The following is a 25,185-nucleotide window of genomic DNA, read 5'->3' on the forward strand; positions in this document are numbered from 1 at the left end:
CAGGGCCATGGGACTCATGACTGCACCTCCGGGGCTCCGGCGGCGACGGCCGGGCCGATCTTCACCAGGTCGCCGGGGACGGCCCCGGTGTCCGAAGCGACGCCGCCGCCCTCGGAGTTGAGCGGCAGCCACACGACGCGGTCGGGCATCTCGGTGACCTGGAGCGGGAACGCGACGCTGCCCAGGGCCCCGGTGACCGTCAGTACGTCGCCGTCCTTCACGCCCGCCTCCGCGGCGGTCGCGGCGGACACGCGCGCGTGGGCGGCGTGCCGGGTCCCGGCGAGCGCGTCGTCGCCCTCCTGGAGGCGGCCCTGGTCGAGCAGCAGCCGGTGTCCGGCGAGGACGGCCTCTCCGGAGGAGGGGCGCGGCAGCTGGCCCGACGTCTCAAGGGGCTCCGTGGCGTGCGGCCCGTCCCAGTTGCCCAGGCGGTCCAACTCGCCGCGCAGCGAGCGCAGATCGGGCAGTCCCAGGTGGACGTCCATGGCGTCCGCCACCATCTGCAGCACGCGCGCGTCCGTGGGCGCGACCCGCCGCGTCATCTGGTCGGGCTTCAGCGCGGCCTCGAACATCCGGGCGCGGCCCTCCCAGTTGAGGAACGTGCCCGCCTTCTCGGCGACCGCGGCCACCGGAAGGACGACGTCGGCGTGGTCGGTGACCTCGCTGGGACGCTGCTCCAGGGAGACCAGGAAGCCCACCTCGTGAAGGGCTTCACGCGCGCGTGCCGGGGACGGCAGGTCGGCGACCTCGACCCCGGCGACCACAAGGGCCTGCAGTTCACCGGTGGCCGCGGCCTCCACGATCTGCCCGGTGTCCCGCCCGAAGCGGTGCGGCAGTTCGGCCACACCCCAGGCGGCGGCGACCTGGTCCCGCGCGCGCGGGTCGGTCGCGGGCCGGCCGCCCGGCAGCAGCGACGGCAGCGCGCCCGCCTCGACGGCGCCGCGCTCACCGGCCCGGCGCGGGATCCACACCAGCTGGGCCCCCGTCGCGGACGCGGCCCGTACGGCGGCGGTGAGACCGCCCGACACGGCCGCGACGCGCTCGCCGACGACGATCACGGCGCCTTCGCCGCGCAGCGCCTGTGCGGCGTCCGCTCCGCCACCTTCGAGGCCGACACCGGAGGCGAGTGCGTCCAGCCACTCGGGCTCGGTGCCGGGAGCGGCGGGCAGCAGCGTGCCCCCCGCCTTCTCCAGGCCGCGCGTCGCATACGTAGAAAGCGAGTAGACCTTCTGCCCGTGTCCCCGCCACGCCTTGCGGAGCTTGAGGAAGACGCCGGGCGCCTCCTCCTCCGACTCGAACCCGACGAGGAGGACCGCGGGCGCCTTTTCGAGCGCCTTGTACGTGACCCCGCTGCCGTCCAGGTCGCGACCGCGACCGGCGACGCGTGCCGCCAGGAAGTCGGCCTCCTCGCTGCTGTGCACGCGCGCGCGGAAGTCGATGTCGTTCGTGTCGAGGGCGACGCGCGCGAACTTGCTGTACGCGTAGGCGTCCTCGACGGTGAGGCGGCCACCGGTGAGGACACCGGTGCGGCCGCGGGCGGCGGCGAGCCCGCGCGCGGCAACCTCCAGCGCCTCCGGCCAGGAAGCGGGCCGCAGTTCACCGCTCTCCGCGTCCCGTACGAGGGGGCTGGTGAGTCGGTCGGGCTTCTGCGCGTACCGGAAGCCGAAGCGGCCCTTGTCGCAGATCCACTCCTCGTTGACCTCAGGGTCGTTGGCCGCGAGACGGCGCATCACCTTGCCGCGCCGGTGGTCGGTGCGCGTCGCGCAGCCACCCGCGCAGTGCTCGCACACCGAAGGCGAAGAGACCAGGTCGAAGGGGCGGGAGCGGAACCGGTACGCCGCCGAGGTCAGCGCGCCGACCGGGCAGATCTGGATCGTGTTCCCGGAGAAGTACGACTCGAAGGGGTCGCCCTCACCCGTGCCGACCTGCTGGAGCGCGCCGCGCTCGATCAGCTCGATCATCGGGTCGCCCGCGATCTGGTTGGAGAACCGGGTGCAGCGCGCGCACAGCACGCACCGCTCGCGGTCGAGCAGCACCTGCTTCGAGATCGGGACCGGCTTCTCGTAGGTGCGCTTCTTGCCCTCGAAACGCGAGTCGGACTGGCCGTGCGACATGGCCTGGTTCTGCAGCGGGCACTCGCCGCCCTTGTCGCAGACCGGGCAGTCGAGGGGGTGGTTGATGAGCAGCAGCTCCATGACCCCCTTCTGCGCCTTCTCGGCGACCGGGGAGGAGAGCTGGCTCTTGACCACCATGCCGTCGGTGCAGGTGATGGTGCAGGACGCCATCGGCTTGCGCTGGCCCTCCACCTCCACGATGCACTGCCGACAGGCGCCGGCCGGGTCGAGCAGCGGGTGGTCGCAGAACCGGGGGATCTCGATGCCCAGCATCTCGGCGGCCCGGATCACCAGCGTGCCCTTGGGGACGCTGATCTCGATGCCGTCGATGGTGAGGGAGACGAGGTCCTCCGGCGGAACAGCCGCTTCGCCGCCCCCGGAGGGAGCGTTGGTCGTGACGGTCACGCGTTCACCTCCGTGCGGTGCTTGTCGCCCCGGCCGGCCCACAGCGTGGACCTGGCCGGGTCGAAGGGGCAGGCCTTGCCCGTGATGTGCTGCTCGTACTCCTCGCGGAAGTACTTGAGCGAGGAGAAGATCGGCGAGGCGGCGCCGTCGCCGAGGGCGCAGAACGACTTGCCGTTGATGTTGTCGGCGATGTCGTTCAGCTTGTCGAGGTCGGACATCGTGCCCTTGCCGGCCTCGATGTCCCGCAGCAACTGCACGAGCCAGTACGTTCCTTCACGGCACGGCGTGCACTTGCCGCAGGACTCGTGGGCGTAGAACTCGGTCCACCTTGTGACCGCGCGCACAACGCAGGTCGTCTCGTCGAAGCACTGCAGCGCCTTGGTGCCGAGCATCGATCCGGCGGCGCCGACTCCCTCGTAGTCGAGGGGTACGTCGAGGTGCTCCTCGGTGAACATCGGCGTGGAACTGCCGCCGGGAGTCCAGAACTTGAGCTGGTGGCCCGGCCGCATGCCGCCGCTCATGTCGAGCAGCTGGCGCAGCGTGATGCCGAGCGGGGCCTCGTACTGGCCGGGGCTCGCGACGTGGCCGCTGAGCGAGTAGAGCGTGAAGCCCGGGGACTTCTCGCTGCCCATCGATTTGAACCAGTCCTTGCCCCGATTGATGATTGCGGGAACCGACGCGATGGACTCGACGTTGTTCACCACAGTGGGGCAGGCGTAGAGGCCCGCGACGGCAGGGAAAGGGGGACGGAGTCGCGGCTGACCACGGCGGCCTTCGAGCGAGTCCAGGAGTGCGGTCTCCTCACCACAGATGTACGCGCCCGCGCCGGCGTGCACGGTGAGTTCAAGGTTGAGACCGCTGCCCAGGATGTTCTGCCCGAGATACCCCGCGGCGTAGGCCTCGCGCACGGCCTCGTGCAAGCGCCGCAGTACGGGGACCACTTCACCGCGCAAGTAGATGAACGCGTGCTCGGAACGGATCGCGTAACAGGCGATCACGATGCCCTCGATGAGGCTGTGCGGGTTCGCGAAGAGGAGCGGGATGTCCTTGCAGGTCCCCGGCTCCGATTCGTCGGCGTTGACAACTAGATAGTGCGGTTTGCCGTCTCCCTGCGGGATGAACTGCCACTTCATCCCGGTCGGGAACCCGGCGCCACCACGCCCGCGGAGCCCCGCGTCCTTCACATACGCGATCAGGTCGTCCGGTGCCATGGCGAGGGCCTTTCGCAGCCCCTCGTATCCCTCGTGCCGGCGGTACACATCCAAAGACCAGGACTTGTCCTGGTCCCAGAAGGCCGACAGGACCGGAGAGAGCAGCTTCTCCGGGCTGGTGTCGTTGTTCTCGATCTCGGCTGCCAAGGTCATCACTCCCCCTCCTCGGCGGTCGGTCCCGCTGGGTGCTGCGGGTCGGAGGCCGATGTGTCCTGCGGCGCGTCGTGCGAGCTCAAGTGCTCGGTGGGCGACGGGTCGTGGGGCGCCTCGCCCTCGATGCCCTCGCCGCGCGGGTGGACCACGCGCGCGGGCTCCGTCTCGCCCTTGGCCAGGCGGAGCCCGATCAGCGAGGCGGGCCCGGCGCTGCCGCCTGCCTCGACGGCGCCGGGGCGCTCGTCGGGGAACCCGGCCAGGATTCGCGCGGTCTCCTTGAAGGTGCACAAGGGAGCGCCGCGCGTGGGTGACACCTCGGACCCCGCGCGCAGGTCGTCGACGAGCTGCCTGGCGGTCTCGGGCGTCTGGTTGTCGAAGAACTCCCAGTTGACCATCACCACGGGAGCGAAATCACAAGCGGCGTTGCACTCGATGTGCTCCAGCGTGATCTTGCCGTCGTCCGTGGTGCCGTTGTTGCCGACGCCGAGGTGCTCCTGGAGCGACTCGAAGATGGCGTCGCCACCCATGACGGCGCACAACGTGTTGGTGCAAACGCCCACTTGGTAGTCGCCGCTCGGCTTCCTGCGGTACATCGTGTAGAAGGTCGCGACGGCCGTGACCTCGGCGGTGGTCAGGCCGAGCATGTCCGCGCAGAACTGCATTCCGGTGCGCGTGACATGGCCTTCCTCCGACTGCACGAGGTGCAGCAGCGGAAGCAGCGCCGAGCGGGAGCCGGGGTAGCGGGAGATGATCTCCTTCGCGTCGGCCTCCAGGCGGGTTCGGACGTCGTCCGGGTAAGCGGGCGCGGGCAGCTGTGGCATGCCCAGACTTACGCCCTGCTCCGAAGAACTGGTGGTCACCGGTCGACGCCTCCCATCACGGGGTCGATGGACGCGACGGCGACGATGACGTCGGCGACCTGGCCGCCCTCGCACATCGCCGCCATGGCCTGAAGGTTGGTGAAGGACGGGTCGCGGTAGTGGACCCTGAACGGGCGGGTGCCGCCGTCGGACACGGCGTGCACGCCGAGCTCGCCCTTGGGCGACTCCACGGCCGCGTACGTCTGTCCGGGCGGGACGCGGAAGCCCTCGGTCACCAGCTTGAAGTGGTGGATGAGGGCCTCCATGGAGGTGCCCATGATGTTCTTGATGTGGTCGAGCGAGTTGCCGAGACCGTCCGGGCCGAGGGCCAGTTGGGCGGGCCAGGCGATCTTCTTGTCCCCGACCATGACCGGGCCCGGCTCCAGGCGGTCCAGGCACTGCTCGACGATGCGCAGCGACTGGCGCATCTCCTCCAGGCGGATCAGGAAGCGCCCGTAGGAGTCGCAGGTGTCGGCGGTGGGGATGTCGAAGTCGTAGTTCTCGTAGCCGCAGTACGGCTGCGCCTTGCGCAGGTCGTGCGGGAGGCCGGCGGAGCGCAGGATCGGTCCTGTGGCGCCGAGGGCCATGCAGCCCGCGAGGTCGAGGTAGCCGACGTCCTGCATACGGGCCTTGAAGATGGGGTTCCCGGTGGCGAGCTTGTCGTACTCGGGAAGGTTCTTCTTCATCTTCTTCACGAACTCGCGGAGCTGGTCCACCGCGCCGGGCGGCAGGTCCTGGGCGAGTCCGCCGGGCCGGATGTACGCGTGGTTCATGCGCAGGCCGGTGATCAACTCGTAGATGTCGAGAACGAGTTCACGATCGCGGAATCCGTAGATCATGATCGTGGTCGCGCCGAGCTCCATGCCGCCGGTGGCGATGGCCACCAGGTGCGAGGACAACCGGTTCAGCTCCATGAGGAGCACGCGGATGATGCTGGCGCGGTCCGGGATCTCGTCCTCGATGCCGAGGAGCTTCTCGACGGCGAGGCAGTAGGCCGTCTCGTTGTAGAACGGCGTCAGGTAGTCCATGCGCGTCACGAACGTGGTGCCCTGCGTCCACGTGCGGTACTCGAGGTTCTTCTCGATGCCGGTGTGGAGGTAGCCGATGCCGCAGCGGGCCTCGGTGACCGTCTCGCCGTCGATCTCCAGGATCAGGCGCAAGACTCCGTGCGTGGACGGGTGTTGGGGGCCCATGTTGACGATGATGCGCTCGTCGTCGGACTTGACCGCGGCCTCGGCGATCTCGTCCCAGTCGCCACCGGTGACCGTGTAGACGGTGCCTTCCGTGGTCGCGCGCGGGGTTGCGTGGGGAGTTGTCACGAGTACGACCTCCGCTGGTCCGGAGCCGGGATCTGGGCGCCCTTGTACTCAACGGGGATGCCGCCGAGGGGATAGTCCTTGCGCTGCGGGAAGCCCTGCCAGTCGTCCGGCATCATGATCCGCGTCAGCGCGGGGTGGCCGTCGAAGATGAGCCCGAAGAAGTCGTAGGCCTCGCGCTCGTGCCAGTCGTTCGTCGGATACACCGGGACCAGGGACGGGATGTGCGGGTCCGCGTCGGGCACGGAGACCTCGAGGCGGATCAGCCGGTTGTGGGTGATCGAGCGCAGGTGGTAGACGGCGTGCAGCTCGCGGCCCTTGTCCCCGGGGTAGTGCACCGCCGAGACCCCCGTGCACAGTTCGAAGCGCAGGGCCGGGTCGTCGCGCAGGGTGCGGGCGACGCGGACCAGGTGCTCGCGCTCGATGTGGAAGGTGAGCTCGTCGCGGTCGACGACCGTCTTGTCGATGGCGTTCTCGGGGACGAGGTCCTGTTCCTCCAGGGCGCCCTCCAGCTCGTCCGCCACTTCGTCGAACCAGCCGCCGTAGGGGCGGGAGGATTCGCCGGGCAGCCGGATCGAGCGGACGAGGCCGCCGTAGCCGGAGGTGTCGCCGCCGTTGTTGGCGCCGAACATGCCGCGCTGGACGCGGATCTCCTCGCCCTGGTCCCCGCGCTGGCCAGGGAGGTTGGAAGCGCTGAGGTCCTTTTCGGGGTTGACCCCGTTCGATCCCTTGTCGCTGTGCGCGTCGCTCACCGCAGCAGCCCCTTCATCTCGATCGTCGGGAGCGCCTTGAGCGCCGCTTCCTCCGCCTCGCGGGCCGCCTCCTCGGCGTTCACGCCGAGCTTGGAGGACTGGATCTTCTGATGGAGCTTGAGAATCGCGTCCATCAGCATCTCGGGCCGGGGCGGGCAGCCGGGCAGATAGATGTCGACCGGGACGACATGGTCGACGCCCTGAACGATCGCGTAGTTGTTGAACATCCCGCCCGACGAGGCGCAGACGCCCATGGAGATGACCCACTTGGGGTTCGGCATCTGGTCATAGACCTGGCGAAGGACGGGCGCCATCTTCTGGCTCACCCGCCCGGCCACGATCATCAGGTCCGCCTGGCGGGGTGATCCGCGGAAGACCTCCATGCCGAACCGTGCCAGGTCGTAGCGGCCCGCACCCGTCGTCATCATTTCGATGGCGCAGCAGGCGAGGCCGAACGTGGCAGGAAAGACGGACGACTTGCGCACCCAGCCCGCGGCCTGCTCGACGGTGGTCAGCAGGAATCCGCTCGGCAGCTTTTCTTCGAGTCCCATTGGTCTGTGGCTCCTGGTCTCCCCTATACGGGGCTCAGTCCCATTCCAGGCCGCCGCGCCGCCATACGTACGCGTACGCGACGAAGACGGTGAGCACGAAGAGCAGCATCTCTACGAGCCCGAACACCCCAAGGGCGTCGAAGGTGACGGCCCAGGGGTAGAGAAAGACGATCTCGATGTCGAAGACGATGAAGAGCATCGCCGTCAGGTAGTACTTGATGGGGAAGCGCCCGCCACCGGCCGGCGTGGGGGTGGGCTCGATCCCGCACTCATAGGCCTCGAGCTTGGCCCGGTTGTACCGCTTCGGGCCGGTCAGGGAGGCCATGATCACGGAGAAGATCGCAAAGCCTGCCCCGAGGGCTCCCAGTACGAGGATGGGCGCATAGGCGTTCACCGCTCCTCGCTCCTCTCAGTCGGCACTGACTGCTGGCGGTTGCATGAACTCGCGCCCCGCCCCCACGTCCCGCGAACAGTCGAAGATCGCCTACATGTGAAGCGGGTCACAAGCCCAACTTGCCCCGCATCCTATGCCTGCAACTCTGTGATCTGCGACACGGGGTGCGCCAACTACTTTGTGATCTCCACCACCTGACGAAGGATCATGAAGTCGGATGAGCGGTGATCTTCACACGCGAAGCACCTGAGTGATCACCAGTGGTGACAACTTGGCGCGTTACCCCTGGTCGCAGAGGTGCGCCCACTATCAAGACGTGGCGACTGCAAGCAAATTGGTGCTGGACGCGGTTGGCTGATAGTGGACGGCGTTCACACGTTGGCGTGATGCGTGTGAATGGAAGTGGACGCGAGATGTGTTCATCGCGTGTGCACCGCACCCCCTAGGGGTCCACTTGTGACCTGCGTCACGCGGTAGTCACACCGTCAGAAACCGGGCTTGGCCAACTGCCTCAACGGGTGGTAAGCGTGGGGCAATTCGGGCGTATCGCGGAAAACCCATGCTCAGGGCCTCGTGGAGGGCTGTCCGCTTTGCCCGTTACGGCGTCAATAAAGCCTGTCGAGCCGGGGTTTCACTCCCGCGCTTCACAACTGTGGCGCACCACACGTTTCTTGAAGGGATCGGGGAGGCCCTGATACCGGTTGGTCTCATGTCCCACACCGCTCACATACCCAGCCACCGGAAGCCCCGTCGCAGCGCCTCGAAGATGGCCCTGCGCGCCGGAGTTACCGGTGGCGTCCTCAGCACCCTGGCAGTCGCTGGTGCGGCTGGTTCGGCCAACGCCGCCGAGCCGGTGACGCAGACCATGGAGATGCCCACCCTCACCACCGACCTGTCCTCGCAGGTCGCCCAGTCCGCGGACGCCACCCAGCAGGCCGCGGCGAACTACCAGGTCCAGGCCGAGCGCGAGGCCGCCTTCGACAAGGCCGCGGACCAGGCGAAGAAGGACCAGGTCGCCGCCGAGAAGAAGGCCGAGGCCAAGAAGAAGGCCGAAGCGAAGGCCAAGGCCGAGGCCGAGGCGAAGCGCCAGGCCGAGGCGAAGGCCGAGGCCTCCCGCTCCAGCGAGCGCACCACGCTCCAGGCGACCACCGCGTCCTCCTCCGACGAGGCCCCCGCCCCGGCCAGCGGATCCGCCGCCGCCGTGGTCTCGTTCGTCAAGTCGCACATCGGTGACGCCTACGTGTCCGGTGGCACGGGCCCCAGCTCGTGGGACTGCTCGGGCCTGGTGCAGGCCGCGTACAAGCAGGCCGGTGTCGACCTGCCGCGCGTCTCGCAGGACCAGTCCACGCAGGGCACCCAGGTCGGCCTGGACAACCTCCAGGCGGGCGACATCCTGTACTGGGGTGGCTCCGGCAGCGCCTACCACGTCGCGATCTACGTGGGCGGCGGCAAGTTCGTCGGCGCGCAGAACTCCTCGACCGGTGTCGTCGAGCAGCCGCTCTCCTACGACCCGCCGACCGGCGCGGTTCGCGTTCTCTGAGCCTCTCCGAGGTTCTGGTGAACTCCCGGGCCCCCTGGGGCCCCTGCGGCACTCAAAGGCCGCACACAGCCGCCTGAGGCCCTTTGAGGGCTTCCCAGCGTGCAAGGCCGAAGGCCGCCGCTCCCCCTGCGGGGTGCGGCGGCCTTCGGTATTTGTCAGGAAAAACCGGGACAGCATTGCATGGGGGCTGCGCTGTGCCGGAGCTGCGGATCAGGCCTGCGGGGAGAGTTCGCCCATCTCGCCCCAACCCTCGTTCGGGATATCGGCGTTGATGATCTCCGGGGTGGCGGCGATGAGCGGAGCCATGGCGTCCAGGCCCGCCTTGAAGTGGTCGGAACCGACGTGCGCGGCGCCGGCGTCGCCGTCCCGGAAGCCCTCCAGGAGCACGAACTGGTTGGGGTCCTCGACGCTGCGGGACCAGTCGAAGAAGAGGTTGCCCTCCTCGGCGCGGGTGGCCGCGGTGAACGCGGCGGTCTTCTCCAGCCACGAGTCGGCGTGCTCGGGGCGGACGGTGAACTTCACGGCGATGAAAATCATGGGTCCACCCTGCCCCGAGCCGCCCGGCCCGGCAAAGTCGGGCCGGGCGCGGGGCCCAGGTCAGGTACGGGTCAGGATCGACCAGGCCTCGGTCAGGCCTTCGGGGCGACCTTGCTCAGGCCGTTGATGACACGGTCCATCGCGTCGCCGCCGGTCGGGTCCGTCAGGTTCGCGAGCATCTTCAGCGTGAACTTCATCAGCATCGGGTGGGTCAGACCACGCTGCGTCGCGATCTTCATGATCTTCGGGTTGCCGATCATCTTCACGAAGGCGCGGCCCATCGTGTAGTAGCCGCCGTAGGTGTCCTTGAGGACCTTCGGGTAGCGCTGCAGGGCCAGTTCGCGCTGGGCGTCGGTGGCGCGCGCGTGCGCCTGCACGATGACGTCAGCCGCGATCTGGCCGGACTCCATGGCGTACGCGATGCCCTCGCCGTTGAACGGGTTGACCAGGCCGCCCGCGTCGCCGACCAGGAGCAGGCCCTTGGTGTAGTGCGGCTGGCGGTTGAAGGCCATGGGGAGGGCGGCGCCGCGGATCGGCATCGTCATGTTGTCCGGGGTGTACCCCCAGTCCTCCGGCATCGACGCGCACCAGGCCTTGAGGACCTCGCGCCAGTCCAATTCGCGGAAGGCCTTGGAGGAGTTGAGGATGCCGAGGCCGACGTTGGACGTGCCGTCGCCCATGCCGAAGATCCAGCCGTAGCCGGGCAGCAGCCGGTCCTCGGCGCCGCGCCGGTCCCACAGCTCCAGCCAGGACTCCAGGTAGTCGTCGTCGTGGCGCGGCGACGTGAAGTACGTACGGACGGCGACGCCCATGGGGCGGTCCTCGCGGCGGTGCAGGCCCATGGCGAGAGAGAGGCGGGTCGAGTTGCCGTCGGCGGCGACCACGAGCGGGGCGTGGAAGGTGACCTCGCGCTTCTCTTCGCCCAGCTTCGCGTGCACGCCGGTGATGCGGCCGGTGCGCTCGTCGGTGATCGGGGCGCCGACGTTGCACCGCTCGTAGAGGCGGGCGCCCGCCTTCTGGGCCTGCCGGGCGAGTTGCTCGTCGAAGTCGTCGCGCTTGCGAACCAGACCGTAGTCCGGGAACGAGGCGAGGTCGGGCCAGTCGAGCTGGAGGCGGACGCCGCCGCCGATGATGCGCAGGCCCTTGTTGCGCAGCCAGCCGGCCTCCTCGGAGATGTCGATGCCCATGGAGACGAGCTGCTTCGTGGCGCGCGGGGTGAGGCCGTCACCGCACACCTTCTCGCGCGGGAACGCTGTCTTCTCCAGCAGCAGGACGTCGAGGCCGGCCTTGGCGAGGTAGTAGGCGGTCGTCGAACCGGCGGGTCCGGCCCCGACGACGATCACGTCCGCGCTGTGCTCGGAGAGGGGCTTGGGCTGCTCGGTCACGGCGGGTTCTCCCCAGGCTCGAAAACGGTGTGCCGTCCGGCACGGACATGGGCAGTCTATTCAGCGACCGTGACCACTCAGCCGAAGGGCCAGCCCATGAGTCGAGTTCTGCCCGCCGTGGATCTGCGTGTCCCCACCCATGAGGACGCGCTCGCCTGGCACAGGGTGTTCGACCACCCCGATGTCATGGAGTTCCACGGAGGCGCGTCGGCGGAGCTCTCCGTGTACGAGGAGCTGACCGCGCGGCAGCGCAGGCACGAGGCGGAGCACGGTTTCTGCCTGTGGACGATGACCGACGGCGCGGGGGACGTCATCGGGTTCACGGGCGCGCAGCCCTGGGAGCGGGAGTGGGGGCCGACCGGCGAGATCGAGATCGGCTGGCGGCTCGGGCGGGCGTACTGGGGGCAGGGGTACGCGACGGCGGCGGCGGGTTTGACGCTGGATCACGTACGGGCGACGGGCCTGCGCAGCGTCGTCGCGATGGTCGACGCCCGCAACGAGCGCTCGATCGCGGTGACCCGGCGGCTCGGCATGGAGCTGGCCGAGACGTTCGTGACGCCGACGGGGAAGAAGGGGCACTGCTTCCGCCTGGAGTTGTGAGTCCGGGCGGGGCTGTGGGTCCGGGCGGGGCTGTGGGTCCGGGCGGGGTTCTGGGGCCGCCCGGAGGTCTGGGACCGCCCGGAGGTCTGGGGCCGCCCGGAGGTCAGGGACCGCCCGGAGGTCAGGGACCGCCCGGAGGTCAGGGACCGCCCGGGGCTCTGGGTCCGCCCGGAGGTCTGGGGCCACCCGAGGCTCCGGGACCGCCCGGGGCTCCGGGTCCGCTCGGGGCTCCGGGTCCGCTCGGGGTTCTGGGTCCGCTCGGGGTTCTGGGTCCGCCCGAGGCTCCGGGACCGCCCGGAGGTCAGGGACCGCCCGGGGCTCTGGGTCCGCCCGGAGGTTAGGGACCGCTCGGGGTTCTGGGCCGCCCGAGGCTCCGGGGCCGCCCGGAGGTCTGGGGCTGCCCGGAGCCGGGACCGGAACCTTCCGGACACCACATCCCAAGGGCTATCCTCCCGGTACCTCCTGGGGGTGACATCTGTGGTGAAGACACCCAAGACGCCCAAGATGCCGGATGCCGGGCCGCCGGACGTGCCCGTGCCGAAGCTTGTCGGCCTGATGGCGGTCGACGCGCGGCAGGCGGCCCGTGAGTACGGCGTGCTGATCGCGGCGGCGGACCGGGACGACTTCGACCGGGTGGCGGTGGAGTACGTGGTGCGCCAGTACCCGCTGCCCGGCGTCGAGGTGCCGCGGGACGCCGTCGTCACGGTCTGGTTCGACTTCGGTGAGGGCGAGGGCGGTGGCGGCGCGGGCGTGCGGGTGCCGCGGGCGCCGGGGCCGCGGGGCGGCGGGATGCGCAGGGAGCTCGGCGAACCGGAGGAGCCGCCGACGCGGACGGGGTCGTTCAGTCCGTGTCGGTAGGCCGCGCGGGGTCGGGCTGAGCCTGAGCCCTGTGCCCCTCTCGCGTCACGCCTTCTTGTAGCCGCGGTGCAGCGTGACGATGCCGCCGGTGAGGTCCCGCCAGGCCACCTGCTGCCAGCCGACGTTCTGCATCAGCGTGGCCAGTTCGGGCTGCGTGGGCCAGGCGCGGATGGACTCGGCGAGATAGACGTACGCGTCCGGGTTCGAGGACACCGCGCGCGCGACCGGCGGCAGGGCGCGCATCAGGTACTCGGTGTACACGGTGCGGAAGGGTGCCCACGTCGGGTGGCTGAACTCGCAGATGACGACGCGGCCGCCCGGCTTGGTGACGCGGTGCATCTCGCTCAGCGCGGCCTCGGTCTCCTGGATGTTGCGCAGCCCGAAGGAGATCGTCACGGCGTCGAACGTGTCGTCCTTGAACGGCAGTTTCGTGCCGTCGCCCGCCGTGAACGGCATCCACGGGTGGCGCTGCTTGCCCACGCGCAGCATGCCGAGGGAGAAGTCGCAGGGCACGACGTAGGCGCCGGCCTGGGCGAAGGGCTGCGAGGAGGTGGCGGTGCCGGCGGCGAGGTCGAGGACCTTCTGCGCGGGGCGGGCGTCGACGGCCCTGGCGACCTCCTTGCGCCACAGCCGGGTCTGTCCCAGGGACAGCACGTCGTTGGTGAGGTCGTACTTCTCCGCCACGTCGTCGAACATCGAGGCGACTTCGTGGGGCTGCTTGTCCAGGGATGCACGGGTCACCCGGCCATTGTGGCAGGCGGCCCCCGGTCGCCGACGGACGGTACCGGGGCCCGTGGACCGCGCCGTGGTCGACGCCCACCGTCCTGATTGCGCGGCACCGTGGCGCCGCCTTGCCCACCCTGCCGCCCCAGGCGGCAGATTGCCCAAGTCGGCTGCGGCCGACCGCAACGGGTGGGGAGCCGGGCGTGCGGCGGATTGCCCGAGGCGGGGGCAGCGTCGACCACGACGGGCGGGGAGCCGTGGTTGGCGTTGCCCAAGGCTGGGGCTGCGTCGACCTCAATGGATGGGGAGCCGCGGCCGACGCCGGATCGCCCAAGTCGGGTGCGGGACCCCGGCGGGCCGACGCCCCCGGAGGGGGCGGGTGGGTGGGAGATGGGCGGGAGCCGGGCGATCGCCGGCGGGTGGCGGGACATTCAACCCCCGCGGCGGGTGGGCAAATCAAGCCTCTGCGGCGCTTGAGCAGCGGGGGCCGGGGCAGAGCCCCGTGGCCGTAACGCCGGGTCGGTGAATTCGGCCCGGTCGGGGCGGCGCCCCCGGCCCGTAACGCCGGTTCGGCACAATCAGCCCCGCCGGCGATTGAGGCGCGGGGTCCGGGGCAGAGCCCCGTGGCGTAGGACCGGCCGAGGTCCAGGCAGCGCCCCGTAGCCCGGCTACCGGCCCCGGTACACCAAGCGGCCCGCGACGACCGTCGCCACGCACGTGGACGCCCCCTTGGCGACCAGTTCCGCGCGGTCCGCGACGTCGAAGACCGCGAAGCGCGCCGCCCCGCCCACCGCCAGCGCAGGCAACAGCACCATCGGCCTCGGGGACAGGGACACCGGCCCCGGCAGCCGCTCGGGACGGCCGCCGAACGCCAGCCCGGAGCGCCGGGCCACCTCGAGGACCGCCTTGGAGCGCAGCTCGCCCGCGAGGGCCACCGTCCCGTGCGCGAACAACCGCTGCACGCCCCGCCGCGCACTCGCGCCCAGCCGGGACGGGTCCGCGCGGAAGATCTCCCGCGCCCGTTCGCCACCGATCGGCACCGTCCCGTACGTGTCCGCCTCACGCGGGTCCGGGTGGTACGTGTGCTCGAGGATCTCGGGACCGTACGGGTTGAGGAGACCCGGCGTCAGGATGCCGGGCCAGCGCCGCACCCGCGCCTGCAATGGGGTCTCCCCTGCTCGAGCGGAGCCGAGAGCTTGGGGAAGGGCGTCGGCCAGCTCCTCGTACGGTCCGAGCGCCTTTACGGACTCGCCCTCGACGAGCACCGCGAATCCGTCGCCGTCGACGTGAAGTGTCGCCAAGGCGGGCTCAGTTGGTGGAGACGAGCTTCAGCTCGGGGTGAGCCGTCCCGCCGTCGATCGCCGTCGACGAGATGTGCGAGGTGACGCGGTCGTCGACCGGGTCGTTCGCCGGGTCGTCGTGCACGACGAGGTGCTCGTACGTGGTGGCGCGCTGCGCGGGGACGCGGCCCGCCTTGCGGATCAGCTCGATGATCTCCATGCGGTTGGAGCGGTGCTTGGCACCGGCGGAGGAGACGACGTTCTCCTCCAGCATGATCGAGCCGAGGTCGTCCGCGCCGTAGTGCAGCGACAGCTGGCCGACCTCCTTGCCGGTGGTCAGCCACGAGCCCTGGATGTGCTGGACGTTGTCCAGGAAGATCCGGGCGATCGCGATCATCCGCAGGTACTCGAAGAGCGTCGCCTGCGTGCGGCCCTTCAGGTGGTTGTTCTCCGGCTGGTACGTGTACGGGATGAAGGCGCGGAAGCCACCCGTCTTGTCCTGCGTGTCGCGGATCATGCGCAGGTGCTCGATGCGCTCGGCATTCGTCTCGCCGGTACCCATGAGCATGGTGGAGGTGGACTCGACACCGAGGCGGTGCGCGGTCTCCATGATCTCCAGCCAGCGCTCGCCGGACTCCTTCAGCGGGGCGATCGCCTTGCGCGGCCGCGCGGGCAGCAGCTCCGCGCCGGCGCCCGCGAAGGAGTCGAGCCCGGCGGCGTGGATGCGGGTGATGGCCTCCTCGACCGACACACCGCTGATCCGCGCCATGTGCTCGACCTCCGAAGCCCCCAGGCTGTGGATGACGAGCTCCGGGTACTCCTTCTTGATGGCGCCGAAGTGCTTCTCGTAGTACTCGACCCCGTAGTCCGGGTGGTGCCCGCCCTGGAACATGATCTGCGTGCCACCGAGCTCGATGGTCTCGGCGCAGCGGCGCAGGATGTCCTCGAGGTCGCGGCTCCAGCCCTTCTTGGTGTCCTTGGGGGCCGCGTAGAAGGCGCAGAACTTGCACGCCGTGACGCACACGTTCGTGTAGTTGATGTTCCGCTCGATGATGTACGTCGCGATGTGCTCGATGCCCGCGTACTTGCGGCGGCGGATCGCGTCGGCGGCGGCGCCGAGCGCGTGCAGCGGGGCGTCGCGGTAGAGGGCGACGGCCTCCTCGGGGGTGATCCGCCCACCGTCGGCGGCGCGGTCGAGGACGGACTGAAGCGCGGCCTTCTCGGTCACCGGGCGAGCCCCTTTCGGAGGATTCTGCCGAGTCCGAGCCGGAGTCTCGACGAGTCTGAGCTGAAATCTCAGCGTACGTCAGGCCCCCAGGCCACCCAGCAGAACCCCCGTGAGGGCGCCCAGAATCATGAAGGGGCCGAAAGGGATCTCGCTCTTGCGCCCCGCCCGCCGCGCGACGACGAGCACCAGGGCGTACAGGCCGTTGAACAACACCCCGGCGAACGCCCCCAGGAACAGCACGCCCCACCCGTACCAGCCGAGCGCCGCGCCGAGCCCCACCGCCAGCTTCACGTCCCCGAAGCCCATCCCCTTCGGGTAGGCGAGCAGAAGCAGCAGATATCCGCCGCCGAGCCCGAGCGCGCCCCACAGCGCGCCGCTGAACGATCCGCCGGCCTCCGGCAGCAGCGCCGCCCCGCCGAGCGCGAGCAGGGTGAGCCCGGCGAGCGGCAGCGTGAGCACGTCCGGCAGCCGCTTCACCGCGAAGTCGACGGTGGCCAGGAGCACGCCGAGCGGCGCGAGCAGCAGCCAGGCGCCGAGTTCGGGGCGGGTGCCGGTGGCGACGGCGAGCAGCGCGCAGACGAGCGCGGTGACGGCGGCGAGCCCGAGCGCGCTCGGCCCCGGCCGGGCCCCCAGCCAGCCGCGCGCCATGCGCCACGGCTCCCCCGGTTCGACGGACAGCCGGTACGCGGGCCGCGGCAGGAGCAGCCCGCAGGCCGCGCCCCACAGTGCGGCGAGCGCGACCAGCACGACCGGTGCACCGGCCTCGGTGGCGATCAGTACGTCCCCCTGCACCACGTTCCCCTGCCCCCTGTCCCCCGCGCCGTCTCAGCCGCTCTTGACCCGGTCGAGGTCCGCCGTGGGATTGCCGGCGGCCGGGTACTGCGAGGTGTACTTGAGGGACGCGCCGTGCCGGGTGAGGCGCACGGTGTGCGGGCCGGTCGCGCAGGTCCCCGGATTGCCGGGTGCGGCCTTCCCCTCGGCGACCAGCGCCCTGCCGTCGGCGGACTTCAGGGTCAGTACGTCGACGCACTGGATGCCCAGCGGGTCCGTCGACGTCACCTTGCCGACCTGCTTGCCCGCCCAGGCCTGCTTCAGGTCGACACGGAACGTGCCGAAGGAGACCCCCGCCTGCTTCGCGGGCCCGTTCCACGACCCCACGTAGAACTTCGGCACGCCCGGTGCCTTCGACGCGGCGGAAGCCGTGGGCCTGGCATCGCTCGCGCTGCCCTGGTCGCCGCCGCCGTCGCCCGGCAGCACGTTGAGCAGGACCACCCCGCCGACGGTCACCGCCGCCAGCGCGCCCGCCACGGAGAGCGCCAGCGTGCAACTGACCCGGCGACCCCGGCCGTTCGGCTTGTCGGGGGTCGAGGTCGCCGTCACGGACATCGACAGACGCCCCGGCACGGCGTCCTGCGGCGCCCCCTCGGTGGGTGCCCCCTCCGTACGGGGCGTGGGCACGGACGCGTACGCGGGATCCGGCGGCCCGAAGACACCCGCAGGCAGCGAACTCCCGGGAGTGGCGGGGTTGCTGAACTCTCCCGGCCGCGAACTCCCGGGGCCAGCGGGGCTACTGAACTCCGAAGGCCGCGAACTCCCTGACACCGCAGGGCTGCTGAACTGCGTCGGCCCCGAGTGCGGGACGTCGGCCGGTGCGCCGTCCAGGTCCAGGAGCCGCACCGCGCCGCGCGAGACCTCCTCCACCATCGGGCCCGGCAGCCACCCCGCCTGTACGAGACGCGCCGCGCCGTCCGGGGCGAGGCGCCGGGCGACCTCCTCAGGAGTGGGGCGCGCGGCCGGGTCCTTCGAGAGGCAGGCCGCGGCGACCTCGCGCAGCTCCCCGGTCAGCGAGCCCAGTTCGGGCTGCTCGTGGACGACCTTGTAGAGCAGCGCGGCCGACGAGTCACCGGGAAAGGGGGACGACCCCGACGCCGCGTACACGAGGACCGCGCCGAGCGAGAAGACATCGGCGGCGCCCGTGACGGCCTTGCCGAGGATCTGCTCGGGCGACATGTAGCCGGGCGAGCCGATGGAGACGCCGGTGGACGTGAGCGAGGCCGTGCCGTCGGTGGCGCGGGCGATGCCGAAGTCGATGAGCCGCGGCCCGTCCAGGGTCAGCAGCACGTTCGAGGGTTTTACGTCGCGGTGCACGAGCCCCAGGCCGTGCACCGCCGCGAGCGCCTCGGCGAGGCCGGCCCCCAGGACCCGTACGGAGCGCTCGGGCAGGCCCGCGCCGTCGCCCGCGGCCTGGGTGAGCGAGGGGCCCGCGACGTATCCCGTCGCGACCCACGGCACCTCGGCGTCCGGGTCGGCGTCGAGCACCGGCGCCGTCCAGGCGCCGCCCACCCGGCGGGCCGCCTGCACCTCACGCTTGAAGCGCGCCCGGAATTCTTCGTCGAGCGCGAAGTGCGGGTGCACGATCTTCACGGCGACGGTGCGCCCTCCAGCGCTGCGGCCCAGATACACCCGGCCCATGCCGCCCGAACCGATCCTGCCCAGCAACCGGTAGGGCCCCACAGCCGTGGGTTCGCCGGTCTGAAGCGGCTGCATGATGCGGACCTCCCCCAATGTGCACGCACGCACCAGCAGCGTAGCCCCGCGCATCGTCCGCGCACATGCCTCTCGAACGCTCCGGAACACATCCGGAACCAATCGGGACCACAGGGCCGATCACCGTGAATTCATACCGAATTCACCCACCGGCGCGGAATTCCCGTACAAGGTTCCGGGAATCCCGCGCCGGGGAACGCCGTAGAACACCGAAGGCGACGAACTCCGCCGGACCACGAGAGCGCTCAGGTGGAATTCACGGCGTCAGCAGCTCGACCCGTACATCCGCGGGAAATCCCGTCGTGGGGCCGACCCGCCGCGCGAACTCCGTGACGCCTTCCAGCTGCGCGGGCCCGAAGCGGAAGTCGAGCGTCGTGAAGTACTCCTCGAGGATCTTCTCGTCGAAGACCTCCCAGCGCGCCGCCTGCTCTGCGACCTTGGCGACCTCCTCAAGGGAGACGTCGCGCGACGCCAGGAACGCCTCGTGCACCTTCTGGGTGATCTCCGGCTCGCGCTCCACGTACTCCTTGCGCGCCGCCCACACCGCGAAGACGAAGGGCAGCCCCGTCCACTCCTTCCACAGCGCGCCCAGGTCGTGCACCTGGAGGCCGAGCCGCGGGGCGTCGTGCAGATTGGCCCGCAGCGCCGCGTCCCCGATGAGCACGGCCGCCTCCGCGTCCTGCATCATCAGGCCGAGGTCCGGCGGGCACGTGTAGTAGTCGGGCTGTACGCCGAAGCGCTCGGCCAGCAGCAGCTGCGCCAGCCTGACCGACGTACGGGAGGTGGACCCGAGGGCCACCCGCCGGCCGTCGAGCTGGTCGAGAGGGACCTGCGAGACGATCACGCAGGACATCACGGGGCCGTCGCAGCCCACGGCCAGATTCGGGAACGCGACGAGGTCGTCGGCCGCCTTGAGGAACTCGACGAGGGTGATGGGACCGATGTCGAGGTCACCGTTCACCAGCTGCTCGCTCAGCTTCTCCGGCGTGTCCTTCGTCAGCTCGAAGTCCAGGAGCGAGCCCGTCCTGGCAAGTCCCCAGTACAGAGGCATGCAGTTCAGGAACTGGATGTGGCCCACTCGCGGACGAGTGCGCCGCGCGGCCTTCAGGGTCTCGGGAGAATTGTCCACATCGCGACACTAAACCCCATGCGGTACGGTGCAGGATCCGGGTCAGCCACGTCCTCGGGTCAACCCTCACCGGGACCCCTTCAAACCTGCGAGTGACGTGATCTTGCCCTCTATTGCATTCGGCTGCCTGCGTGCTAGGCTCGCCGCAAGTTGCAGTTTGGTTTCCCTTGCAGTACAGAGCCTGCGGAGCATGTGACCGCGGGCTCTCGTCGTTTTCAGACTTTTGCAGTTGTTCGCAAGTGCATTTGCAGGTTCTGGAGCAGGGCGACCCTATGGCCCATAGGAGGGCTTATGGCTACCGGAACCGTGAAGTGGTTCAACGCTGAAAAGGGCTTTGGCTTCATCGCCCAGGAAGGCGGCGGCCCGGACGTTTTCGTCCACTACTCCGCGATCAACGCAAGCGGCTTCCGCTCCCTCGAGGAGAACCAGGCCGTGAGCTTCGACGTCACGCAGGGCCCGAAGGGCCCGCAGGCGGAGAACGTCACCCCCGTCTGATCGTTCGCGATCACACGGTGGTAGTTGCCGTGTTCTGATCCGGAACCTAGTGCAGTACCCAAGGAGCCCCGCGCCTTACGGCAGCGGGGCTCCTGCCTTTTTTGCCCTTCTCCTGGTGTCTTCTACGCGGTGTCCTCTACGTGAGTGCGGCGCGGGCGGCGACCGCGTCGCGGGCGGTGGGCGCGCGGGTCGTCCTGGTCACGGACGAGCTGGCCGAGCGGTACGGGGACCGGGTCGACGCGGTGCTCACCGCCCCGCACACACCCACGGGGATCACCACGGAGGCGCTGACGGCGCTGGTGGTGGCGGACGCGCTGCTGCTGGCGATGACGACGCTGGACGAGGGGCGCGCCGTGGCGACGTCGCACCAGCTCACGGTGTTGCGGGAGCAGTTGCTGCGACCGAAGAAGAAGTAAACCTTCCGGGGCCTCCCGGGTCCCTTACGTGTGCTGCATCACCAGTACGCAGGTTGTGCCCGGCTCCAGGGCCTGGCACGTGTGGGGCGCGTCGCCGGGGTACGAGAGGTAGTCGCCGGGGGCGAGCTCGACGGGGTCCTCCGTCGGGCCCGCGAGGACCCGGCCCGTCGCGACGATCAGGTGTTCCGTGGTGCCGGGCGAATGCGCGTCCGAGTCACGCGGACTGCCCGGCTCGACCTGGAGGAAGTACAGGTCGCGGCGGGCGCCCGGCGGACTCGCGGAGAGCAACGCCGCGCTGTAGTTGGCCACTTCGGAGGGGACGGCCGGGCCCTGGCCCGCGCGGATGACGTGGACGGCGGCGCGCGGCGGGTCGAGCAGGACGCTCGGCGGAACGTCCAGGGCGACGCTCAGCGCCCACAAGGTCTCCAGGCCCGGCTTGCCGTTCGCCGCCTCCAGCTGGGACAGCGTGGACTTGGCGATGCCGGCGCGTTTGGCCAGCTCGGAGAGGGAGAGGCCGGCGCGGGTGCGTTCGCGGCGGAGGGCCGCGGCGATGCGGTCCAGGGGGAGGCGGGGCGGGGTTGACGACTCGGGGCTCCGCCCCGGACCCCGCGCCTCAAACGCCGGCGGGGCTGGATTGCGCTCGTCCATGAGTACTCCTGTCCTCGGCCGGTCACGGCGTTCGCCGTAGCGAGCCTATCGTTCGGCTTGACGAACGGGCGGGAGTGCGCGCATTCTCCTGTCATGCGTTCGCCAGACCGAACACTCAGCCCGTCACACCGAACACCCGTCACCGACCCCCGACTGATGCGCGACTGCGCCCTTGTGTGGCTCGCCGACGCCGTCGTAGGGCTGTCGTTCGGTGCGGTCGCGGTCGCGAGCGGGCTGCCCGTGTGGGTGCCCGTGGCGATGTCGCTGCTCGTGTTCGCGGGGTCCGCGCAGTTCAGCGCCGTAGGGGTGTTCGCCGCAGGGGGCGGGCCCTTCGCCGCGGCCGTCACCGGGCTGGTGCTCAACACCCGCAACGCCGCCTTCAGCCTCGCGATCTCCGACGCGCTCGGCACGTCCTGGTTCGCACGGCTCGTGGGCGCGCACCTGGTGACCGACGAGACGGCCGCGTTCGTGATGGCGGAGAAGGATCCGGCCCGGCGGCGCACCGCCTTCTGGGTCTCGGGCGTCGGCCTTTTCGTCGCCTGGAACGTGAGTGTCGCGCTCGGCGCCTTCGCCGGATCCGCCCTCGGGGACACCAACCGGTTCGGGCTCGACGCCGCGTTCCCCGCGGTGCTGCTCGCCCTGGTGCTGCCCGCGCTGCGGGACGGGCGCGGGGTGCGGCGGGCCGCTGCGGCGGGTGCCGTGCTCGCGGTCGCCGCCACGCCGTTCCTGCCCGCGGGCGTGCCGGTGCTGCTCGCCCTCGCCGGGCTGCTGTGCACGCTGTCGCCCGCGGAGACCGCCGAGGAGTCCGCCGGGAGGGCCGTGTGAACGCCCAGCTCATCGCCGTACTCGCGCTCGCGGCGGGAACCTACGTCTTCCGCCTGGCCGGGCCGCTGTTGCACGGCCGGGTCCAACTCCCCGTACGCGTACAGGAGTTGCTCACCGACGGCGCGACGGTCCTGCTCGTCGCGCTGCTCGCCACCGGCGCCCTGATGGAGGGGCACGAGTTCGCCGGGTGGGCGCGGCCCGCCGGGGTGCTGGTGGGCGGGGTGCTCGTGTGGCGGCGGGCGCCGTTCGCGGTGGTGGTCGTGGGGGCGGCGGCGGTCACGGGGCTGCTGCGGCTGGCGGGGCTTCCGTAATCGTGCCGGCCACTCCGTGTCCTGTGCCGACCCCCTGTGTCCCGACCGTCCAGGTCACCCCGTTCCCGGTCCCGTCGTTCCTCACGGGTGCATCCGGGCCCCCTTCAGCACCTTGTCCACCGCGTTGCGCGCGCCGTAGACCGCGAGGCCCACCAGGTCGAGGTCGGCCGTCCCCACGGCTCGTACGGCTGCCCTGTTGTCCGTGTCGTTGCCGGTCGCGAACAGGTCGGACGTGAAGACGGCGCGGGGCAGGGCGCGGCGCAGGGCGCGTTCGTGGGCGGTCTTCAGGAGTTCCTTGCCACCCTCGAAAACCAGCACCGGCTGCCGCAGCATCGGCAGGTACGGTGTGCCGTCCGCGTCCTCGTACGGTTCGCCGATCACCTCGGGCAGCTGGGTGCCGAGGCCGCTGACGAGGAACGCCGTGACGTTCAGGCGCTGCCAAGTCTCCAGGTCGTCCCGGAGCAGCACGGCGATCTTCGTGTCGAAGCGGACGGGGGCGGGGGCGGCGGGGGTGGTGGTCATCTCGGTGCTCATGGCTTGAGACTGCCGCCCACCTTCCCGTCCGGTCTTGTACGTTTTTTGCATGGCAGTCGGCGGTTCTACGGGGGAAGAGATCACAGCGTGGCGGCCCCGCGTACCGGGCGTCACGGAGGTCTTCCACGCCCACTTCACGCGGCACGCCTACCCGATGCACGTGCACGACACCTGGACGCTGCTCATCGTCGACGAGGGCGCCGTCCGCTACGACCTGGAGCGGCACGAGCACGGGACGCCGCTCGGCACCGTCTCGCTGCTGCCCCCGCAGGTTCCGCACAATGGGCAGGCCGCCACGCCGGAGGGGTTCCGCAAGCGGGTGCTGTATCTGGAGGCGGCGGGGGACGACGGGCCGCTGGACGCGTCGTTCATCGGTGCCGCGGTGGACACGCCCGACCTCGTTGATCCGCTGCTACGGCGACGTATCGGGCAGCTCCACGCCGCGCTCGCGCACCCCGGGGACGAGTTGGAGGCGGCGGCGCGGCTCGCGCTCGTCGGGGAGCGGCTCCGTGAGCGGCTGCGGCCCGCGCTCGCCGACGCCCCGAAGGCCGTGCCCGACCGGCGTGTGGCGGTGGCGCTGCGGGAGCTGCTCGACGCGCGGCTCGTCGAGGGCGTCGAGCTGAAGGAGGCGGCGGGGCTTGTGCATGCGCATCCGGCGCATCTGGTGCGGTCGTTCGGTGCGGCGTACGGGATTGCTCCGCACCGGTACCTGATGTCGAGGCGGGTGGATCGGGCGCGGCGGATGTTGCTCGATGGGCAGGCGCCTGCCGGGGTGGCGGAGGCGTGTGGGTTTTACGATCAGGCGCATTTGACGCGGTGCTTTAAGCGGGTGGTGGGGGTTCCGCCGGGGCGCTATGCGCGGGGCCGGTGACGTTGCGCCCAGGCGGGGTTGACGTCTCGGGGCGCTGCCCCGGACCCCGCGCCTCAATCGCCGGCGGGGCTTGATTTGCGCAGCGCCACCCCGCTCAGCACCGCCGTCGCCACCAGCAGTACGCCCGCCACCAGCAGGCTCACCCGCATGCCGGTCAGGGAGAACGTTCCCTCGCCGTTGGATGCGAGGAGGGTGCCGAAGAGGGCTACCGCGAGGGCGCCGCCGGTTTGGCGGAGGGCGTTGAGGAGGCCGGATGCCGTGCCCACGCGCGGGCCGGGGACGGAGTCCATCAGCATCGCCGTCACCGCCGGGATGGCGAACGCTCCGCCGAGGCCCGTCGGGACGAGGAGGGTCAGGAGCAGCCAGGTCGGGGTGTGCGCGGTCAGTGGCAGCAGCGCGAACATCGCGAGGGCCAGGACGAGTTGGCCGATGACGACGACCGGGCGGCGGCCGAAGCGTTCGGCGACGCGCGGGGAGATCAGGTTCGTGCCGGTGATCAGTACGGCCAGCGGTACGAAGACCAGGCCCGCCGCCGTCGCGGACATGCCCCGGAGCTGCTGAAGGTAGAGGCCGAGCAGGAACACCACACCGTAGAAGCCGACGTTGATGGCGAAGCCGACCGCGAGGGAGACCGAGACCGTGCGGTCGCGCAGCATGGTCAGCGGGACCATCGGGGCTCGGTGGCGCTTCTCGGTCACGTAGAAGGTGATCGCCGACACCACCGCCACCGCCAGCGCCGCGAGACCCGCGCCGCCGCCCTCGATCACCGCGAAGGTCAGGCCCGCGAGGGTGAGGACCGCAGTGATCTGGCCGGGGATGTCCAGTGGTGCGGGGCGACGCGGCGAGGGGGCGACCTTCGTGAGCAGGAGCAGGATGGCCGCGCCCACGGGCAGGTTGAGGAAGAACACCGCACGCCAGCCCACGTGTTCGGTGAGTACGCCGCCGAGCACCGGGCCCGCCGCCATCGACACCGAACCGCCGACCGTCCACAGGGCGATCGCCCGCGCCCGCCGCCGCGCGTCGTCGTACGCCTCCCGGATCAGCGCGAGCGAGGCCGGCATCAGGACGGCCGCCGCCCCGCCCTGGACGACGCGGGCCGCGATCAGCGCGCCGAGGCCGGGGGCGACGGCGCAGGCCAGCGAGGCGAGGGTGAACAGGGTGGTGCCGAGGACGTAAGCGCGGCGGGCACCGGTGCGGTCGCTGAGCGCGCCGGCCGACAGCATCAGACCGGCGAACATCAGCGTGTACGCGTCCGCCACCCACTGCAGTCCGGTCATGCCGCCGTGCAGGTCGTCGCGGATGCCGGGCAGGGCGATGTTCACGGCCGACACGTCGATCGTGATCACGGCGAAGCCGAGCAGCGCGGCGAGGAGGGCGGGGGTCCGGCCGGTGCGGCCGGGTGCGGCCCCGGCTTCGCGTACGGGTTGCGTACGGGTACGAGTACGGGCTCTGGCGGCGACGGTGGTCACGCTGTCCTCCTGGGGCGCGGTGTGCGAAGTGCGGGT

At 70.7% G+C, this 25,185-nt stretch carries 25 protein-coding genes and 1 pseudogene; 8 read left to right on the top strand and 18 right to left on the bottom strand.

The genetic code is table 11. From position 1 onward, the window contains the following. Positions 1 to 14: 14 nt before the first annotated feature. The 7 genes from ACYSUO_RS39740 to ACYSUO_RS39770 are packed head-to-tail and all read right to left on the bottom strand — an operon-like array spanning position 15 to position 7,753. Entirely contained in the window at positions 15 to 2,516 is a 2,502-nt protein-coding gene (locus tag ACYSUO_RS39740) for an NADH-quinone oxidoreductase subunit G (protein WP_461781078.1), read from the bottom strand. Beyond that, positions 2,513 to 3,880, bottom strand: a complete 1,368-nt coding sequence (gene nuoF, locus ACYSUO_RS39745) for an NADH-quinone oxidoreductase subunit NuoF (protein WP_461781079.1) — start codon at positions 3,878 to 3,880, stop codon at positions 2,513 to 2,515. The genes ACYSUO_RS39740 and nuoF overlap by 4 nt, the downstream gene beginning before the upstream one ends. Further along, positions 3,880 to 4,740: an NADH-quinone oxidoreductase subunit NuoE gene (gene nuoE, locus ACYSUO_RS39750; RefSeq protein ID WP_461781080.1), complete on the bottom strand. Its 861-nt coding sequence runs from the start codon at positions 4,738 to 4,740 to the stop codon at positions 3,880 to 3,882. The genes nuoF and nuoE overlap by 1 nt, the downstream gene beginning before the upstream one ends. Next, on the bottom strand, positions 4,737 to 6,059 hold the full coding sequence (locus ACYSUO_RS39755; RefSeq protein WP_461781081.1) for an NADH-quinone oxidoreductase subunit D: 1,323 nt from the start codon (positions 6,057 to 6,059) through the stop codon (positions 4,737 to 4,739). Before ACYSUO_RS39755 ends, nuoE begins: the two co-directional genes overlap by 4 nt. After that, positions 6,056 to 6,808 (bottom strand): NADH-quinone oxidoreductase subunit C, encoded by a 753-nt coding sequence (locus ACYSUO_RS39760; protein WP_461781082.1) that lies wholly within the window; start codon positions 6,806 to 6,808, stop codon positions 6,056 to 6,058. The genes ACYSUO_RS39755 and ACYSUO_RS39760 overlap by 4 nt, the downstream gene beginning before the upstream one ends. Beyond that, positions 6,805 to 7,359, bottom strand: a complete 555-nt coding sequence (locus ACYSUO_RS39765) for a NuoB/complex I 20 kDa subunit family protein (protein WP_006133126.1) — start codon at positions 7,357 to 7,359, stop codon at positions 6,805 to 6,807. The genes ACYSUO_RS39760 and ACYSUO_RS39765 overlap by 4 nt, the downstream gene beginning before the upstream one ends. 34 nt (positions 7,360 to 7,393) lie before the next feature. Beyond that, positions 7,394 to 7,753 (bottom strand): NADH-quinone oxidoreductase subunit A, encoded by a 360-nt coding sequence (locus ACYSUO_RS39770; protein ID WP_266712909.1) that lies wholly within the window; start codon positions 7,751 to 7,753, stop codon positions 7,394 to 7,396. A gap of 709 nt (positions 7,754 to 8,462) precedes the next feature. On the opposite strand from ACYSUO_RS39770, the gene ACYSUO_RS39775 reads away from it, so the two are divergent. Next, on the top strand, positions 8,463 to 9,293 hold the full coding sequence (locus tag ACYSUO_RS39775; RefSeq protein ID WP_461781083.1) for a C40 family peptidase: 831 nt from the start codon (positions 8,463 to 8,465) through the stop codon (positions 9,291 to 9,293). 210 nt (positions 9,294 to 9,503) lie between these two features. Here ACYSUO_RS39775 and ACYSUO_RS39780 read toward each other — a convergent pair whose 3' ends face one another. Then, a complete protein-coding gene (locus tag ACYSUO_RS39780; protein WP_327662056.1) occupies positions 9,504 to 9,830 on the bottom strand; it encodes a putative quinol monooxygenase in 327 nt (108 codons plus the stop codon). 92 nt (positions 9,831 to 9,922) lie between these two features. Further along, positions 9,923 to 11,215: a geranylgeranyl reductase family protein gene (locus tag ACYSUO_RS39785; protein ID WP_266712903.1), complete on the bottom strand. Its 1,293-nt coding sequence runs from the start codon at positions 11,213 to 11,215 to the stop codon at positions 9,923 to 9,925. Between the two features lie 96 nt (positions 11,216 to 11,311). Here ACYSUO_RS39785 and ACYSUO_RS39790 point away from each other — a divergent pair, with 96 nt between their 5' ends. Both ACYSUO_RS39790 and ACYSUO_RS39795 read left to right on the top strand, forming a co-directional pair. Continuing rightward, positions 11,312 to 11,815 (top strand): GNAT family N-acetyltransferase, encoded by a 504-nt coding sequence (locus ACYSUO_RS39790; protein WP_461781084.1) that lies wholly within the window; start codon positions 11,312 to 11,314, stop codon positions 11,813 to 11,815. Positions 11,816 to 12,319: 504 nt separating this feature from the next. Beyond that, positions 12,320 to 12,673: a PASTA domain-containing protein gene (locus tag ACYSUO_RS39795; RefSeq protein WP_461781102.1), complete on the top strand. Its 354-nt coding sequence runs from the start codon at positions 12,320 to 12,322 to the stop codon at positions 12,671 to 12,673. A 45-nt stretch (positions 12,674 to 12,718) separates the two neighbouring features. Here the strand turns inward: ACYSUO_RS39795 and ACYSUO_RS39800 are convergent, their stop codons facing one another. From ACYSUO_RS39800 to ACYSUO_RS39825, 6 genes are all read right to left on the bottom strand, one after another. After that, positions 12,719 to 13,414: a demethylmenaquinone methyltransferase gene (locus tag ACYSUO_RS39800; protein WP_266712899.1), complete on the bottom strand. Its 696-nt coding sequence runs from the start codon at positions 13,412 to 13,414 to the stop codon at positions 12,719 to 12,721. A gap of 650 nt (positions 13,415 to 14,064) precedes the next feature. Beyond that, entirely contained in the window at positions 14,065 to 14,697 is a 633-nt protein-coding gene (locus tag ACYSUO_RS39805; RefSeq protein WP_461781085.1) for a hypothetical protein, read from the bottom strand. A gap of 7 nt (positions 14,698 to 14,704) precedes the next feature. Beyond that, positions 14,705 to 15,904, bottom strand: coding sequence for a cyclic dehypoxanthinyl futalosine synthase (gene mqnC, locus ACYSUO_RS39810; RefSeq protein ID WP_461781086.1), 1,200 nt, complete (start codon positions 15,902 to 15,904; stop codon positions 14,705 to 14,707). 78 nt (positions 15,905 to 15,982) lie between these two features. Then, positions 15,983 to 16,696, bottom strand: coding sequence for a prepilin peptidase (locus ACYSUO_RS39815; protein ID WP_461781087.1), 714 nt, complete (start codon positions 16,694 to 16,696; stop codon positions 15,983 to 15,985). Between the two features lie 33 nt (positions 16,697 to 16,729). Then, complete coding sequence (locus ACYSUO_RS39820) at positions 16,730 to 18,451, bottom strand: serine/threonine-protein kinase (RefSeq protein ID WP_461781088.1); 1,722 nt, start codon at positions 18,449 to 18,451, stop codon at positions 16,730 to 16,732. Between the two features lie 256 nt (positions 18,452 to 18,707). Then, positions 18,708 to 19,580, bottom strand: coding sequence for a menaquinone biosynthetic enzyme MqnA/MqnD family protein (locus tag ACYSUO_RS39825; RefSeq protein ID WP_461781089.1), 873 nt, complete (start codon positions 19,578 to 19,580; stop codon positions 18,708 to 18,710). Positions 19,581 to 19,871: 291 nt separating this feature from the next. On the opposite strand from ACYSUO_RS39825, the gene ACYSUO_RS39830 reads away from it, so the two are divergent. After that, positions 19,872 to 20,075, top strand: coding sequence for a cold-shock protein (locus ACYSUO_RS39830; protein ID WP_003998944.1), 204 nt, complete (start codon positions 19,872 to 19,874; stop codon positions 20,073 to 20,075). Between the two features lie 167 nt (positions 20,076 to 20,242). Next, a pseudogene (locus tag ACYSUO_RS39835) lies at positions 20,243 to 20,491 on the top strand (MurR/RpiR family transcriptional regulator); the annotation flags it as partial. A 24-nt stretch (positions 20,492 to 20,515) separates the two neighbouring features. Here the strand turns inward: ACYSUO_RS39835 and ACYSUO_RS39840 are convergent. After that, complete coding sequence (locus ACYSUO_RS39840) at positions 20,516 to 21,139, bottom strand: helix-turn-helix domain-containing protein (RefSeq protein WP_461781090.1); 624 nt, start codon at positions 21,137 to 21,139, stop codon at positions 20,516 to 20,518. A gap of 93 nt (positions 21,140 to 21,232) precedes the next feature. On the opposite strand from ACYSUO_RS39840, the gene ACYSUO_RS39845 reads away from it, so the two are divergent. Then, entirely contained in the window at positions 21,233 to 21,964 is a 732-nt protein-coding gene (locus ACYSUO_RS39845; RefSeq protein WP_461781091.1) for an AzlC family ABC transporter permease, read from the top strand. After that, a complete protein-coding gene (locus ACYSUO_RS39850; protein WP_461781092.1) occupies positions 21,961 to 22,275 on the top strand; it encodes an AzlD domain-containing protein in 315 nt (104 codons plus the stop codon). The genes ACYSUO_RS39845 and ACYSUO_RS39850 overlap by 4 nt, the downstream gene beginning before the upstream one ends. Before the next feature lie 81 nt (positions 22,276 to 22,356). Here the strand turns inward: ACYSUO_RS39850 and ACYSUO_RS39855 are convergent, their stop codons facing one another. Further along, a complete protein-coding gene (locus ACYSUO_RS39855; RefSeq protein ID WP_461781093.1) occupies positions 22,357 to 22,860 on the bottom strand; it encodes a DUF2000 family protein in 504 nt (167 codons plus the stop codon). On the opposite strand from ACYSUO_RS39855, the gene ACYSUO_RS39860 reads away from it, so the two are divergent. Then, the gene (locus tag ACYSUO_RS39860) at positions 22,859 to 23,680 is read left to right on the top strand and encodes a helix-turn-helix domain-containing protein (RefSeq protein WP_461781094.1); all 822 of its coding nucleotides are present in this window, start codon (positions 22,859 to 22,861) and stop codon (positions 23,678 to 23,680) included. The genes ACYSUO_RS39855 and ACYSUO_RS39860 overlap by 2 nt on opposite strands. Positions 23,681 to 23,733: 53 nt before the next feature. Here the strand turns inward: ACYSUO_RS39860 and ACYSUO_RS39865 are convergent, their stop codons facing one another. Then, positions 23,734 to 25,149 (bottom strand): MFS transporter, encoded by a 1,416-nt coding sequence (locus ACYSUO_RS39865; RefSeq protein ID WP_461781095.1) that lies wholly within the window; start codon positions 25,147 to 25,149, stop codon positions 23,734 to 23,736. Positions 25,150 to 25,185 lie beyond the last annotated feature (36 nt).

The organism is Streptomyces sp. UC4497 (genome assembly GCF_054871485.1).

Coding starts and splice junctions, on each gene's coding strand:
- ACYSUO_RS39765 (WP_006133126.1), bottom strand. CDS start 7,359: ATGGGACTCGAAGAAAAGCTGCCGAGCGGATTCCTGCTGACCACCGTC.
- ACYSUO_RS39790 (WP_461781084.1), top strand. CDS start 11,312: ATGAGTCGAGTTCTGCCCGCCGTGGATCTGCGTGTCCCCACCCATGAG.
- ACYSUO_RS39855 (WP_461781093.1), bottom strand. CDS start 22,860: ATGCAAAAAACGTACAAGACCGGACGGGAAGGTGGGCGGCAGTCTCAA.
- ACYSUO_RS39830 (WP_003998944.1), top strand. CDS start 19,872: ATGGCTACCGGAACCGTGAAGTGGTTCAACGCTGAAAAGGGCTTTGGC.
- ACYSUO_RS39860 (WP_461781094.1), top strand. CDS start 22,859: ATGGCAGTCGGCGGTTCTACGGGGGAAGAGATCACAGCGTGGCGGCCC.
- ACYSUO_RS39820 (WP_461781088.1), bottom strand. CDS start 18,451: ATGCAGCCGCTTCAGACCGGCGAACCCACGGCTGTGGGGCCCTACCGG.
- ACYSUO_RS39840 (WP_461781090.1), bottom strand. CDS start 21,139: ATGGACGAGCGCAATCCAGCCCCGCCGGCGTTTGAGGCGCGGGGTCCG.
- ACYSUO_RS39780 (WP_327662056.1), bottom strand. CDS start 9,830: ATGATTTTCATCGCCGTGAAGTTCACCGTCCGCCCCGAGCACGCCGAC.
- ACYSUO_RS39775 (WP_461781083.1), top strand. CDS start 8,463: ATGTCCCACACCGCTCACATACCCAGCCACCGGAAGCCCCGTCGCAGC.
- nuoF (WP_461781079.1), bottom strand. CDS start 3,880: ATGACCTTGGCAGCCGAGATCGAGAACAACGACACCAGCCCGGAGAAG.
- ACYSUO_RS39845 (WP_461781091.1), top strand. CDS start 21,233: ATGCGTTCGCCAGACCGAACACTCAGCCCGTCACACCGAACACCCGTC.
- ACYSUO_RS39795 (WP_461781102.1), top strand. CDS start 12,320: ATGCCGGATGCCGGGCCGCCGGACGTGCCCGTGCCGAAGCTTGTCGGC.